14 protein-coding genes are annotated in these 13800 nt (G+C 64.8%); 4 read left to right on the top strand and 10 right to left on the bottom strand.

Going from position 1 to position 13800, the window contains the following annotated elements; genetic code table 11:
• Nucleotides 1–9: 9 nt before the first annotated feature.
• The 3 genes from JANGC3_RS0106060 to mltG form a co-directional block, all read right to left on the bottom strand.
• Entirely contained in the window at nucleotides 10–1041 is a 1032-nt protein-coding gene (locus tag JANGC3_RS0106060) for a DNA polymerase III subunit delta' (protein ID WP_026132621.1), read from the bottom strand.
• A gap of 76 nt (nucleotides 1042–1117) precedes the next feature.
• Nucleotides 1118–1765 carry a dTMP kinase gene (gene tmk, locus JANGC3_RS0106065; RefSeq protein ID WP_035787550.1) on the bottom strand — a complete coding sequence of 216 codons (648 nt, stop codon included), beginning with the start codon at nucleotides 1763–1765 and terminating at the stop codon, nucleotides 1118–1120.
• 13 nt (nucleotides 1766–1778) lie between these two features.
• A complete protein-coding gene (gene mltG / locus JANGC3_RS0106070; RefSeq protein WP_198291995.1) occupies nucleotides 1779–2765 on the bottom strand; it encodes an endolytic transglycosylase MltG in 987 nt (328 codons plus the stop codon).
• 124 nt (nucleotides 2766–2889) lie between these two features.
• Here mltG and ygfZ point away from each other — a divergent pair, with 124 nt between their 5' ends.
• From ygfZ to JANGC3_RS0106085, 3 genes are read left to right on the top strand one after another with little or no spacing between them, the layout of a single operon-like run.
• Nucleotides 2890–3960 (top strand): CAF17-like 4Fe-4S cluster assembly/insertion protein YgfZ, encoded by a 1071-nt coding sequence (ygfZ, locus tag JANGC3_RS0106075; protein ID WP_035788282.1) that lies wholly within the window; start codon nucleotides 2890–2892, stop codon nucleotides 3958–3960.
• A gap of 5 nt (nucleotides 3961–3965) precedes the next feature.
• Nucleotides 3966–4256 (top strand): DUF4936 family protein, encoded by a 291-nt coding sequence (locus JANGC3_RS0106080; protein WP_017875595.1) that lies wholly within the window; start codon nucleotides 3966–3968, stop codon nucleotides 4254–4256.
• On the top strand, nucleotides 4247–4984 hold the full coding sequence (locus tag JANGC3_RS0106085; RefSeq protein WP_017875596.1) for an NRDE family protein: 738 nt from the start codon (nucleotides 4247–4249) through the stop codon (nucleotides 4982–4984). The genes JANGC3_RS0106080 and JANGC3_RS0106085 overlap by 10 nt, the downstream gene beginning before the upstream one ends.
• Before the next feature lie 46 nt (nucleotides 4985–5030).
• Here the strand turns inward: JANGC3_RS0106085 and JANGC3_RS0106090 are convergent, their stop codons facing one another.
• Genes JANGC3_RS0106090 through JANGC3_RS0106120 form a run of 7 tightly spaced genes read right to left on the bottom strand, consistent with a single transcriptional unit; the run spans nucleotide 5031 to nucleotide 11677 of the window.
• Nucleotides 5031–5468: a GNAT family N-acetyltransferase gene (locus tag JANGC3_RS0106090; RefSeq protein WP_017875597.1), complete on the bottom strand. Its 438-nt coding sequence runs from the start codon at nucleotides 5466–5468 to the stop codon at nucleotides 5031–5033.
• Nucleotides 5469–5514: 46 nt separating this feature from the next.
• Nucleotides 5515–6426: an SDR family oxidoreductase gene (locus JANGC3_RS0106095; RefSeq protein ID WP_017875598.1), complete on the bottom strand. Its 912-nt coding sequence runs from the start codon at nucleotides 6424–6426 to the stop codon at nucleotides 5515–5517.
• Nucleotides 6427–7422, bottom strand: coding sequence for an NADP-dependent oxidoreductase (locus JANGC3_RS0106100; protein ID WP_017875599.1), 996 nt, complete (start codon nucleotides 7420–7422; stop codon nucleotides 6427–6429).
• Between the two features lie 11 nt (nucleotides 7423–7433).
• The gene (locus JANGC3_RS0106105; protein ID WP_017875600.1) at nucleotides 7434–8216 is read right to left on the bottom strand and encodes an SDR family oxidoreductase; all 783 of its coding nucleotides are present in this window, start codon (nucleotides 8214–8216) and stop codon (nucleotides 7434–7436) included.
• A gap of 18 nt (nucleotides 8217–8234) precedes the next feature.
• On the bottom strand, nucleotides 8235–8537 hold the full coding sequence (locus tag JANGC3_RS0106110; protein WP_017875601.1) for a Dabb family protein: 303 nt from the start codon (nucleotides 8535–8537) through the stop codon (nucleotides 8235–8237).
• A 19-nt stretch (nucleotides 8538–8556) separates the two neighbouring features.
• Nucleotides 8557–10440, bottom strand: coding sequence for an acyl-CoA dehydrogenase (locus JANGC3_RS0106115; RefSeq protein WP_017875602.1), 1884 nt, complete (start codon nucleotides 10438–10440; stop codon nucleotides 8557–8559).
• Between the two features lie 58 nt (nucleotides 10441–10498).
• A complete protein-coding gene (locus JANGC3_RS0106120) occupies nucleotides 10499–11677 on the bottom strand; it encodes an acetyl-CoA C-acyltransferase (RefSeq protein ID WP_017875603.1) in 1179 nt (392 codons plus the stop codon).
• A 291-nt stretch (nucleotides 11678–11968) separates the two neighbouring features.
• Between JANGC3_RS0106120 and JANGC3_RS0106125 the strand changes: the two genes are divergently transcribed.
• On the top strand, nucleotides 11969–13669 hold the full coding sequence (locus JANGC3_RS0106125; RefSeq protein ID WP_017875604.1) for an MFS transporter: 1701 nt from the start codon (nucleotides 11969–11971) through the stop codon (nucleotides 13667–13669).
• Nucleotides 13670–13800: the final 131 nt, after the last annotated feature.

Genomic DNA, 13800 nt, shown 5'->3' on the forward strand with positions numbered 1-13800 from the left:
CATTTCCTTTCAAGCACAGCAGGCCGTGTAGTCGAGCAGCATGTCCTCGATAAAGAGCTTGGGCGAGAGCGGATGCTCGGCCACCGCGCGCCGTTCGTTGGCGCTTTTGATCGCGCCCATCAAACGGCTGACGTGGATTTTCCCGGCCAGCGCCTCCAACTCCCTCTGGTAGCGGGGATAGTAACGGATGTTTCCCGCCAGTTTGTACGAAAAAACGTCGTAAAGCCAGCGTTGCAAACAAGAAACCAAAAGATTGAGCGGCGCCTTCTGCAATTTCTCGGCCGTTTTCAGCGCGCCTTCGACGCTCGGATGGGCCAGCAGTTGCAGCAAGGCCTCGGTTTCCTCGCGGCCGCCGCCGGTGTCGGCCCTGGCCAGCGCCGCCAGCGGCGCCCCGCCCTGCTCGCGCAACCAACTGTCGGCGTCGCCCAAACCCTGCACCTTGAGCCAGGCCAAGGCCTGCTCGTGGCTGGGCATCGGCAGCGCGAACTTGCGGCAGCGCGACAAAATTGTCGGCAGCAAGCGGTCCAGGCTGTTCGACGCCAACAGGAACACGGTCCCCGGCGGCGGCTCTTCCAAAGTTTTCAGCAAGGCGTTCGAGGCCGGCGTGTTGAGCGCCTCGGCCGGATACAGCACCACCACCCGCAAGCCCTGGCGGTGGGTCGAGATGTTCATGAAGTCGGCCAGCGCGCGGATCTGCTCGATCTTGATGTCCTTCGACGGCGTCTTGGTCGACTTGCTTTTCTTGCCGCCGTCGGCCTCCGGGTCGTCGCCGTCGACCTCGTCCTCCAGCGCCTCCGGCCGCACGCGGCGGTAGTCCGGATGGTTGTGCTGCAGGAACCAGCCGCAGGAGGCGCATTTGCCGCAGGCGTGGTGGTCGGCGCGCACGTCCTCGCACAGCAAGGACTGGGCGAAACGTTCGATAAAGTCGGACTTGCCGATGCCGGCCGCGCCGTGGAACAGGATCGCGTGCGGCATGCGCGCGCGCAGCTGTTGCAACTGTTGCCAGGCGGCCTCTTGCCAAGGATAAAGTGGACTACTCATATCTATTTTTCTTTTTAAAACAACGGCCTGCAAAGCGTTCTTAATGTGTTACCGGCGCCGTATTGCGCACGCGCGGTCAATGCCCGGGCGTCGATACATCGAGCACGGCATGCAATATCGCCGCCAATTGTCCTTCGATGGCGGCAATCGACTGGGTCGAGTCGATCACGCGGAAGCGTTGCGGAAACTGCGCGGCGCGGCGCAGGTATTCCTCGCGGGTGGCGCTGAAGAAGTCGGCCTGTTCCTGTTCGAACTTGTCGAGCGAACGGGTGGCGTCGAGCCGGGCCCGCGCCACTTCCAGCGGCACGTCGAACAGCAAGGTCAGATCGGGTTGCAAGGCCGGGTGCACCCATTGCTCCAGCGCCTCCATCTTGCCGCGGTCGAGGCCGCGCCCGCCGCCCTGGTAGGCGAAGCTGGCGTCGGTGAACCGGTCCGAGATCACCCACTCGCCGCGCTGCAGCGCCGGCGCGATCACCTGGGCGATGTGCTCGCGCCGGCTGGCGAACATCAGCAGCGCTTCAGTTTCCAAATGCATTTTCTCGTGCAGCAGCAAGTCGCGCAGCTTTTCGCCCAGCGCCGTGCCGCCCGGCTCACGCGTCGTCACCAGCGTGACGCCGCGCAGGCGCAGGAATGCGGCCACGAAACCGATGTGTGTCGATTTGCCTGCGCCGTCGATGCCTTCGAAGCTGATGAAACGCGCAGGGGTAATACTCTGTTGTGTCATGAAACGCAAACGCCTATCGTTGATATTGATTCACTGCCCGGTTGTGGTCGGGCAGGGTGCCGGAAAATTGGCTGGTGCCGTCGCCGCGGGCGACGAAATACAGCGCGTCGGTCTTGGCCGGCGCCAGCGCCGCGGTCAGCGACTGCGCGCCCGGCAAGGCGATCGGCGTCGGCGGCAAACCGGCGCGGGTGTAGGTATTGTACGGGTTGTCGCCTTCCAGGTCGCGCTTGCGGATTTTACCGTCGTAGCGCTCGCCCATGCCGTAAATCACGGTCGGGTCGGTTTGCAGCAGCATGCCCAGCTTCAAGCGGTTGACGAACACGCCGGCGATCATGGTACGCTCGGACTTTTGCCCGGTTTCCTTCTCGACGATGGAGGCCATCGTCAGCGCCTCGTAGGCGCTCTTGTACGGCAGGGCCGGGTCGCGCTTCTCCCACGCCTCGCGCAGGCGCTCCATCAGCATCGCGTGCGCCTGCTTGAACACCTGCATGTCGCTGGCGCCCTTGGCGAACAGATAGGTATCGGGAAAGAACAAGCCCTCCGGCAATTTGTACTCGGGCGTAATCCTGGCCATCAGCGCCTGGTCGCTCAGTTGCGCGGTGTCGTGCTTCAAGCCCTCGTGGGCTGCCATCGCCAGGCGCATCTGCTTGAAGGTCCAGCCCTCGATGATGGTCAGCGATTCCTGGGCGAATTCGCCGCGCGCCAACTGGTTAATCAGGCGCATCGGCGTGGTGCCCGGCTTCAACTCGTAGGAACCGGCCTTCAGCTTGCCGCTCTTGGCGCTGACGCGCGCCAGCAGGTTGAACAGCAGCGGCTCGATCGGCACCCCGGCCTCGGCGATTTGCTGGCCCGCCGCGTGGGCGCCGCTGCCGGGGGTGATCGTAAACGCAATCGCCGGCTCCTGTTCGGTAATCGGCTGCTGCGCCCAGTAGGCAAAACCGACACCGGCGGCCGCTGCGGCCACCATCGCGCTAAGGAAAACTGTTTTAATGAAAGCCATCTGTTAGATTCAAGTGGTGAATGATGCCGGCGGGCGATTTTTGGTGATACTCGGCGCGTTTTTCGCGACATCACTATAATGAGCCCGTAATGATAATGCTTTAATCGTCAAACTATTGGAAATTATGAATAACTGGAATCAATTTTTAGTGCTGCAGGGCGCGCACGGCAGCGACGGGCTGTTTGACGACTTCGGCGCGGCGCTGGGCGCCGCCGATCTGGCCGACGGTTTCGTCGCCCCGATCACCGACCTCGGCCTGATCGGCATCAGCGGCGACGACGCCGCCACCTTCCTGCACAGCCAATTGACCAACGACGTCGAACACCTGGGCGCCGCCGAAGCGCGCCTGGCCGGCTATTGCACGCCCAAGGGTCGCTTATTGGCAACTTTCTTGATGTGGCGCAATGATACGTCGATTTTCCTCGAACTGCCGCGCGATATTCAACCGGCGCTGCAAAAACGCCTGCAAATGTTCGTCATGCGCGCCAAGGCCAAGCTGCACGACGCCAGCGCCGACGCCGCCAACCAGCTTATCCTGGGACTGGGCGGCGCCAAGGCCGAGGCCCTGCTGAAGACCTGGTTCGCGGCCCTGCCGAGCGCGCCCTACGCCAAGCTGGAGCAACAGCCGCACGGCACCCTGATCCGCGTGGCCGACGCCTTCGGCGCGCCGCGCTACCAGTGGCTGCTGTCGGCCGAGAGCGCGCAAGCCGTCTGGCCGGCGCTGGCCGCCGGCTTGGCCAAGGGCGGCAACGACGCCTGGCGCCTGTCCGAAGTGCACGCCGGCGTGCCGCAGATTGGCGCCGCCACGCAGGAAAAATTCGTGCCGCAAATGGTCAACTTCGAACTGCTGGGCGGCGTCAATTTCAAGAAAGGCTGCTACCCGGGCCAGGAAATCGTCGCGCGCAGCCAGTACCTGGGCAAGCTCAAGCGCCGCACCACGCTCGTCAGTATCGCCGACGCCGGCGCCAAGGCCGGCGACGAGGTGTTCGCCGTGGCCGACCCGGAGCAACCGTGCGGCATGGTCGTCAACGCGGCGCCGAACGGCGCCGGCGGCATCGACGCGCTGGTCGAAATGAAACTGGCGGCGATCGAACAAGGCACGGCCGACGCGGGTTCGGTGCGGCACGGCTCGGCCGGCGGCGCGCCGCTGCGCTTCCTGGCGATGCCCTATGTGCTGGACGCGCTCGACCTGTAGCCGCGATGAACGACCTCTACATTTATTACCAGGTACGCGAAGAAGACGCCGCCGCTCTGCTGGGGCTGGTGACGGCGCTGCAAGCGCGGCTGGGCGCGCAACACGGCGTCGCCGCGCAACTCAAGCGCCGACCCGACAGCAAGGACGGCTTGCAAACCTGGATGGAGATCTACGCGGCCACCGCGCCCGGCTTCGCGGCCGCGCTCGACGCCGCAGCGCAGCAAAGCGGCGTGGCCGCCCTGACCGCGGGCGCGCGCCACACCGAAGTCTTTATGGACCTGAACCCATGTGCCTGATCGTCTTTGCCTGGAAAGTCATCCCCGGCGTGCCGCTGATCGCCGCCGCCAACCGCGACGAATTCTACGAACGGGCCAGCGCGCCGGCCGGCGTCTGGCCGGAACACCCGAACGTCTACGCCGGGCGCGACCTGCAAGCCGGCGGCAGCTGGATGGGCATCACCCGCGAAGGCGGGGCCGGCTCGCGCTTCGCCGCCATCACCAACATCCGCAGCCCGCAAGACCGGCGCAGCGACGCGCCGTCGCGCGGCGCGCTGGTGGCCGACTACCTGGCCGGCAGCATGACGGCGCAACAATACGTCGCCGACATCGAAGCCGGCGGCGCCGACTACAACGGCTATAACCTGGTGCTGGGCGACCGCGACACCCTGATCTGGTACTCCAACCGCGGCCAGGACGACGCCCGCAACGGCCAACCGCTGGAGGCGGGCATCTACGGCCTGTCGAACGCCCTGCTCGACGCGCCGTGGCCGAAAGTGCTCAAAACCAAAGCCCAATTCGCCAGCCTGCTGTGCCAGGGCGCGCCCGACGAAGCCTATTTCGAAATGCTCGCCGACACCGCGCGCGCGCCCGACCTGCGCCTGCCCGAAACCGGCGTGCCACTCGACCTCGAACGCGTGCTCTCGGCGGTGCGCATCGAAACGCCGGGCTATGGCACGCGCAGCTCGACCGTCGTCAAACTCTACGCCGAGGCGCCCGGCGAATTGCACGAACTCTTCATCCAATAAGCCTCCCGACGCGACCCGGGTTGTTGGCGCGCTTGCCTGCTCGGGATTAATTGAATGCCAACGCCATTTCCACGTGCGCGATGCCGGCTTCGTCGAATTCGGGGCCGCTGATGGCGAAGCCGTGCGCCTGGTAGAACGGCGCGGCCAGCGTTTGCGCGTTCAGTACGACGCGCACGTCGCCGCGCTCGCGCGCCTTGCCCATCAGCGCTTGCAGCAGCGCGCCGCCGATGCCGCCGCCGCGCCCCGCCTTGCGCACCGCCATGCGGCCGATGTGGCCGTCCGGCAGCAGGCGCCCGGTGCCGACCGGCACGCCGGCAGCGTCGTAGGCGACAGCGTGCAGGCTCAACGGGTCCATGTCGTCGAGTTCGATTTCGGCGGGCACTTTCTGCTCGTCGACGAAGACTTCAAAGCGGATCAGGCGGGCGTCGGCGCGCAGGGTGTCCCAGTCGCCAAATCGGATGGTGTGCAGGCTGTGCTTGCTCATGTGTCGAATAAATGTCGGGGAAACGCTGATTGTCGCATGCGCGGACTCAAGCTTGGGCCATCTTCATACTCGAACGCAACATTTCGCTGACGTGCGGCGTGGCACGGTACGGGTCAGGCGGATTTTCCCGCGCGACGATGGCAGCCATCTGCTCTTGCACGCCGCCCAGCGCGTTCGGGTGCGAGTAAATGTAGAACTGGCCGCCGCGGATGGCGTCGAAGGTGATGTCGGCCACTTGCGCCGCCGATACCTTGCCCGAGGTCACGGCCTTGGTCGTCACCGCCTGCGAGGCCAGTTGGCTGGCCGTCGGACGCGCCGTCATGCGCACGTCGTCCGGGCGGTTGCGGTGCGATTCGTTGATGCCGGTCGGCACGAAGTACGGGCACAGCACCGAGGTGCCGATCGGCGCCTCGACCAGCTTCAGGTCGTGGTACAGGGTTTCGGCCAACGACACGACGGCGTGCTTGGAAACGTTGTAGACGCCCATCGCCGGCGCGTTCAGCAGCCCCGCCATCGAGGCGGTGTTGACGATGTGTCCCTCGTAGGCCGGGTCGGCTTTGGCGCATTCAAGCATCAGCTTGGTGAAGATGCGCACGCCGTGGATGACGCCCCAGAGGTTGACGCCCAGCACCCATTCCCAGTCGGCCTCGGAGTTTTCCCAGATCAGCCCGCCCGAGCCGACGCCGGCGTTGTTGAACAGCAGGTGCACGGCGCCGTACTTGGCCATGCTGGCGTCGGCCAGCGCCTGCACCTGCTCGCCCTTGCGCACGTCGCACAGCAGCGCCAGCACGTCGGCGCCGCCCGCCTCGAGTTCGGCCCGGGCCGCGTCGAGCGCGTTTTGCTGTACGTCGGCGAGCACCAGTTTCATGCCCAGGCGCGCCGCGACGTTGGCGAATTCCCGGCCCAGGCCGGCGGCGCCGCCGGTGATCACGACGACTTTGTTTTGGAAGTTGTTCATTTAGCCTAGTTTCACCAGTTGTTTACCGAAGTTTTTACCTTGGAGCAGGCCGATGAAGGCCTCGGGCGCCGCCGCCAGACCGGATGCGATGGTTTCGCGGTAGCGCAGTTTGCCGCCGGCCACCAGCAGGCCCAGCTCGGAGAGCCCCTGCGGCCAGTATTCCATGTGCTCGGTGACGATGAAGCCGCGCAGCGTCAGCCGGCTCGTCAGCAGGAAGCGGAAATTCTTGATCGACATGTCGGCGCCGTTGTAGCCGGCGATCAGGCCGCACAGCGCGACCCGGCCGAAGGCGTTGGTGCGCGGCAGCGCGGCGTCGAAGATCGGCCCGCCGACGTTTTCAAAGATCGCGTCGATGCCGTGCGGCGTCGCCGCGGCCAGGTCGGCGGCGACGTTGCCGGCCTGGTAGTCGATGCAGGCGTCGAAGCCCAGCTCGTCGGCCACGTAGGCGCATTTCTGCGGCCCGCCGGCCACGCCGACCACGCGGCAGCCGCGCAACTTGGCCAGTTGCCCGACCACGCTGCCGACGGCGCCGCTGGCCGCCGTGACCACCACGGTTTCGCCCGCCTTCGGGTGCATGATCTGGTTCAAGCCGTACCACGCGGCCATGCCCGGCATGCCGACCGCGCCCAGGTAGGCCGACAGGGGCACGCGGCTGGTGTCGACCTTGCGCAGCATGGTGCCGTCGGATACCGCCATCTCGGCCCAGCCGAGCACGCCGACGACTGCGTCGCCGACGGCAAATTTCGGGTGGCGCGACGCCACCACCTGGCCGGCGGTGCCACCTATCATCGTTTCGTTGAGCGCCTGCGGGGCGGCGTAGCTTTTCGCCTCGCTCATGCGCCCGCGCATATACGGGTCCAGCGACAAATAGTCGTTGCGCACCAGCACTTGGCCGTCGGCGAGCTCGGGCGCGGCTACCGTTTCAAGGCGGAAGTCGCTGGCCTTGACCTCGCCGCGCGGCCGGGCGGCCAGTACGATGCGTTGGTAACTAGTCATGATGTCTCCTTTCAAACCGCCGAAACGCCGCCGTCAACCGCCAGCGTCTGGCCAGTGATGTGCTTGCCGGCGTCGGAGGCGAACAGCAGCGTGACGCCCTTCAAGTCCTCGTCGTCGCCGATGCGGCGCAGCGGCACGTCCTTCTTCAGCTCGTCGACGCCTATCTTGTCGAGCAAGCCCTTGGTCATCTTGGACGGGAAGAAACCCGGCGCGATGGCGTTGACGTTGATGCCGTAGGCGCCCCACTCGCCCGCCAGCGTGCGGGTAAAGTTGATCACCGCCGCCTTCGACGTGTTGTAGGCGATGGTTTTCATCGGGCCGGGCGGGTTGCCGGCCAAGCCGGCGATCGAGGCGATGTTGATGATGCGGCCCGACTGGCGCGGAATCATCGAGCGCTTGCCGACCGCCTGCGACACCTGGAAGATGCTGCGGATGTTCAGGTTCATCACCTTGTCCCAGGCCTCCAGCGGATAATCCTCGGCCGGCGCGCCCCAGCTGGCGCCGGCGTTGTTGATCAGAATATCGATGTGGCCCAGGCGTTCCAGCGCGGCGTCGACCAGTTCAGTGGCGGCCTCGTCCTTCGACAAATCGACGGCGACGGCGTAGGCGCTGACCTTGCGCTCGGCCAGGAAGGCGAGCGCCTCGTCCAGGTCGGCTTGCTTGCGCGCGGCAATGACGACCGTGGCGCCCTGCTCGCCCAGCGCCAGCGCCATTTGCAGGCCCAGCCCGCGCGAGCCGCCGGTGACCAGCGCGGTTTTGCCGACGAGGCTGAATAATTCTTGTGTCGTACGCATAGTGTTTCCTCTATTCTTTTAGATGTCGTAGTCCATGCACTGGCGCGCTTCGCGCACGGCGCCGATGAATGGTTTGATCGCGATATGCGCTGGATGATCCTGATATGCGTCAAGCGCCGCCTTGTTAGCGAATTCCGAGTACAGCACCACGTCGTAGCTCGCCTCCAGGCCCGGCTGGGCCAGCACGGCTTCGAACTTCAGCATGCCCGGCACCAGATTGGCGCAGGAATCGAGCAGCGCCTTCATCTTGACGGCGTTGGTGGCGCGGTCGGCGCCCTCGGCGTGGTCCTTCAACTTCCAGAAAACGATGTGCTTGATCATATTTTTTATATAAATGAGGTTAAAACCACGCGTCTTGCATATCAAGGCTCGTGGTGTCGATGCTTTCGAGTACATCCAACTGCTGCCGCGCCTTCGGCAATTCCCAATGGTAGAAGTAGCGGCAAGCCTGCAATTTGCCGCGATAAAAGTCGGCGTCGGCCGGATTGCCAGCCAGCGCCGCCGGCAGCTTGCTCGCCGCCAACAGCGCCTGTTCCAGCCAGATCCAGGCCACCGTCGTGTGGCCCAGCGCCTCCAGATAGGCGCTGGCGTTGGCCAGCGTCTTGTTCATGTCGCCGGCCGCGTACAAGGCCAGCGTCACCTGTTCGACGCGCACCCAGGTGGCGGCCAGCGCGTCGGCGTAGCCGTTCAGGTCGGACGCGAAGCCGCCATCGTCGACCACGCGCGCCTTGGCCACGGTCTTGGCCAGCTCCGCGCCGAAGCTCTGGAACAGCGCGCCGTCCTGCAGCGCCACCTTGCGCCCCAATAAGTCGAGCCGGTGGATGCCGTGCGTGCCTTCATGGATCGCATTCAGGCGGTTGTCACGGTAGAACTGCTCGACATTATATTCGCGCGTGTAACCATAGCCGCCATGCACCTGGATCGCCAGGTTGTTTGCCTCCAGACACCACTGCGACGGCCACGACTTGGTGATCGGCGTCAAAAAGTCGAGCAGGCGGTTGGCGTGCTCACGCGCGGCCGGCGTTTCGGCGCTATTCGCCTCGTCCACCAGGCGCGCGCTATACAGCACCAGCGCCAACCCGCCCTCGACGTAAGACTTCTGCGCCAGCAACATGCGCCGCACATCGGTATGCCCGATGATGGGAATCTGCGGCTGGGCCGGGTCCTTCGCGGCCGGATGGCGTCCCTGCGGCCGGCTGCGGGCGTAATCGAGCGCGTGCAGGTAACCGGTGTAGCCGAGCACGGCCGCCCCCAGGCCGACGGCGATGCGCGCCTCGTTCATCATATGGAACATATTCGCCAGGCCCTGGTGCGGCTGGCCGACCAGGTAGCCGATGGCGCCGGCCTTGCCGTCCGGCTTGAACTTGCCCTCGCCGAAGTTGAGCAGGCAGTTGCTGGTGCCGCGGTGGCCCATCTTGTGGTTCAGCCCCGCCAGCACGACGTCGTTGCGCGCGCCCGGCTCGCCGTCGGCGCCGACCAGGAACTTCGGCACGATGAACAGCGAAATCCCGCGCACGCCGGCGATCAGGCGCCCGTCCGGGCCGGGGATCTTCGCCAGCACCAGGTGGACGATATTGCCGGCGAGATTGTGTTCGCCGGCCGAGATCCACATCTTGTTGCCGGTCAGGCGATACTGGCGCTCGCCCTCGACGCCCTCGACCGGGTCCGGCTCGGCGCGGGTGCTGATGTCGGACAGGCTGGAGCCGGCCTGCGGCTCGGACAGGCACATGGTGCCGAAAAACCTACCCTCGAACATGGGCCGGACGAAACGCCGCACCTGCTCCGCCGTGCCACACTTGAGCAAGGTGTTGGCGTTGCTGACGGTGAGGAAGATATACGAGGCGGTGCCGACGTTGGCCGCCGTGACGTAGGCCGACAGGGTTTTCTCCAACACCGACGGCAATTGCATGCCGTCGTACGCGTAGTCCTGTGCGCTGGCCATCAAGCCGGCGGCGCAGAATGCGTCCAGCGCCAGCTTCACCTCGGGAATCAGTTGCACCTCCAGGCAGCCGTCGCCGGGGACCGCGCGCGGCTCCTGCTGGTCGCTCTTCTTATTGTGCGGCGCGAACAGATCGGTGGCGATCCGCTCGGCCGTGTCGATCGCCGCGTCGAAGCTCTCGCGGTTGTGGTCGGCATAGCGCGGACGCGCCGTCAACGCCGCCACGTCCAGCCATTCATACAGCAGGAAATCGAGATCGCGCCGGGAAAGGATTGTTGATTGCATGGTGTTTGTCTCTGGAATAAAAAACGGGCGCTTACTGTGAGCGCCCGCCGGATGAAACTTAGACTACTTCAAACAGGCCCGCCGCACCCTGTCCGCCGCCGATACACATCGTCACGACGACGTACTTGACGCCGCGGCGCTTGCCCTCGATCAGCGCATGGCCGGCCAGGCGCGCGCCCGACACACCGTAAGGATGGCCGACGGCGATCGCGCCGCCGTTGACGTTCAAGCGGTCCATCGGAATGCCCAGCGTGTCGGCGCAATACAGCACCTGCACGGCGAAAGCCTCGTTCAACTCCCACAGGCCGATGTCGGCAACCGTCAGGCCGGCCTTTTTTAGCAACTTCGGAACCGCGAAGACCGGGCCGATGCCCATTTCGTCGGGCTCGCAGCCGGCCACGGCGAAACCGCGGAAGATGCCCAGCGGCTGCAAGCCCTTCGCTTCGGCAACCTTGCTGTTCATGACGATGGCCATCGAGGCGCCGTCCGAAAACTGGCTGGCGTTGCCCGCGGAGATGACGCCGCCCGGTACCGCCGAGCGGATTTTCGAGACCGCCTCCAGCGTCGTGTCGGCGCGGATGCCCTCGTCGGCGGAAATAGTCACTTCGCGCGTCAGCAACATGCCCGAGGCCTTGTCGGCGACGCCCATGGTGGTGGTCATGGCGACGATTTCGGCGTCGAAGCGGCCGGCGGCCTGGGCCGCGGCGGCGCGCTGCTGGCTCTGCACGCCGTATTCGTCCTGGCGTTCGCGGCCGATGTGATAGCGCTTGGCGACGGTCTCGGCCGTCTGCAGCATCGGCCAGTAAATCTCCGGCTTGTTCTGCGACAGCCAAACCTCCTTATACATATGCATATTCATCTCCTGCTGCACGCAGGAAATGGATTCGACGCCGCCGGCGGCGTAGATGTCGCCTTCGCCGGCGATGATGCGCTGGGCCGCCAGCGCGATGGCTTGCAAACCCGACGAACAGAAGCGGTTGATGGTCATGCCGCCGGTGGTGACCGGGGCGCCGCCGCGCAGGGCGATCTGCCGCGCGATGTTGCCGCCGGTGGCGCCTTCGGGATTGGCGCAGCCGACCAGCACGTCTTCCACTTCGCCGGCCTCGATGTTGGCGCGCTGGATCGCCGCCTGCAGCACGTGGCCGCCAAGGGTGGCGCCGTGCGTCATATTGAACGCGCCCTTCCAGGACTTGGCCAAACCGGTGCGGGCGGTCGAAACGATGACGGCGTCTATCATGTGAGTCTCCTAAAGGATGGTTTTAAGCTGGCAGGCGGCACTGCGGCACGCTCTGCCAACGGCAAGTTCGTGAATCGATAAAACGAGAATAGCACATTTTAGTACGGTCGTTCGCAAATTTATCACGTCGTCATCAGAAGCCTCCACTTGTCCGCGCGGCGGCACATTATGTAAGTTTGGCGTAAGCTTGGCGCAAGCATGGCGTAAGTTTTCTCGCTCAGACTCGGTGCAGCTGATGGCGTAATAACAAATCTGCTAAAAGTAGTTCAAATAATTATATTGGAGACAGACATGGCACTATCATCCGGCACCGCGGACACGCGGAAAGTCAGCACCAAGGGCACCCCGATCACCCCCGAGGAGCGCAAGGTCATCTTCGCGTCCTCGCTGGGCACCGTATTCGAGTGGTACGATTTTTACCTGTACGGTTCGCTCGCCTCCATCATCGCCAAACAGTTCTTCGTCGGCGACCCGACCACCACCTTCATTTTCGCGCTGCTGGCCTTTGCCGCCGGCTTCATCGTACGCCCATTCGGCGCGCTGGTGTTCGGCCGCCTCGGCGACATGATCGGGCGTAAGTACACCTTCCTGGTCACCATCCTGATCATGGGCGCGTCGACCTTCATCGTCGGCCTGCTGCCGGGTTACGCCTCGATCGGCATCGCCGCCCCTATCATCCTGGTCACGCTGCGCATCCTGCAAGGCCTGGCGCTGGGCGGCGAATACGGCGGCGCGGCCACCTACGTTGCCGAGCACGCGCCGGAAGGCAAGCGCGGCGCCTTCACCGCCTGGATCCAGACCACCGCGACGCTGGGCTTCTTCCTGTCGCTGATGGTGATCCTGGGCACCCGCCTGGCCGTCGGCGAAGAAGCATTCTCCGCCTGGGGCTGGCGCGTGCCGTTCCTGGTGTCGGTGCTGCTGCTCGGCATTTCCGTCTGGATCCGCCTGTCGATGAGCGAATCGCCGGCCTTCGCCAAAATGAAAGCCGAGGGCAAAACCTCGAAAGCGCCGCTGAGCGAAGCCTTCGGTAAATGGAAAAACCTGAAGATCGTCATCCTGGCGTTGATCGGCCTGACCGCCGGCCAAGCGGTGGTGTGGTACACCGGCCAGTTCTACGCGCTGTTCTTCATGATCCAGACCCTGAAAGTGGACCTGGCCACGGCCAACATCCTGATCGCCATCGCGCTGCTGCTGGCGACGCCGTTCTTCATCTTCTTCGGCACCTTGTCGGACCGCATCGGCCGCAAATACATCATCCTCGGCGGTTGCCTGGTCGCCGCGCTGACCTACTTCCCGATCTTCGCCGGCCTGACCCACTACGCCAACCCGGCGTTGGAAACCGCGCTGAAGAACTCGCCGGTGGTGGTCGTCGCCGACCCGGCCTCCTGCCACTTCCAGTTCAACCTGACCGGCACCAAGAAGTTCCCATCCTCGTGCGACATCGCCACCCAGGTGCTGTCGGCCAGCTCGGTCAACTACACCAAGGAAGACGCACCGGCCGGTAGCATTGCCAAAATCAAGATCGGCGACAAGGAAGTCAGCTCCTTCACCGCGAGCATGACGCCGGACAATCTGAACTTCGACGCCGCCAGCAAGGCGAAAGAAGCCGACTTCAAGAAAGAAGCCGGCGCCGCCATCAAGGCCGCGGGTTATCCCGCCAAGGCCGATCCGGACCAGATCAACAAGCCGATGGTGGTCTTGCTGCTGTTCATCCTGGTGCTGTACGTAACGATGGTGTACGGCCCGATCGCCGCGATGCTCGTTGAAATGTTCCCGACCCGCATCCGCTACACCTCAATGTCGCTGCCCTACCACATCGGCAACGGCTGGTTCGGCGGCCTGCTGCCGACCACCGCCTTCGCGCTGGTGGCCTTCAAGGGCGACATCTACTACGGCCTGTGGTATCCGATCGTGATCGCCTTGGCGACCGTGGTCATCGGTACCCTGTTCGTCAAGGAAACCAAGGACAACGACATCTACGCCGCCGACTAAGCGGTATGCCAGGCGCGCCGCCCCCGCGGTGCGCCCTTAGTTGTTGCAAGCCGCTAGCGATAGCGGCTTTTTTGATACCCACGGCATCGGCGTCCCGGTGGCGCAAGTCCTCCCGCAAGCCGGGCACAGCG

Origin of the sequence: Janthinobacterium sp. CG3 (genome assembly GCF_000344615.1) — a bacterium.
In the GTDB taxonomy this organism is placed as follows: domain Bacteria; phylum Pseudomonadota; class Gammaproteobacteria; order Burkholderiales; family Burkholderiaceae_D; genus Janthinobacterium.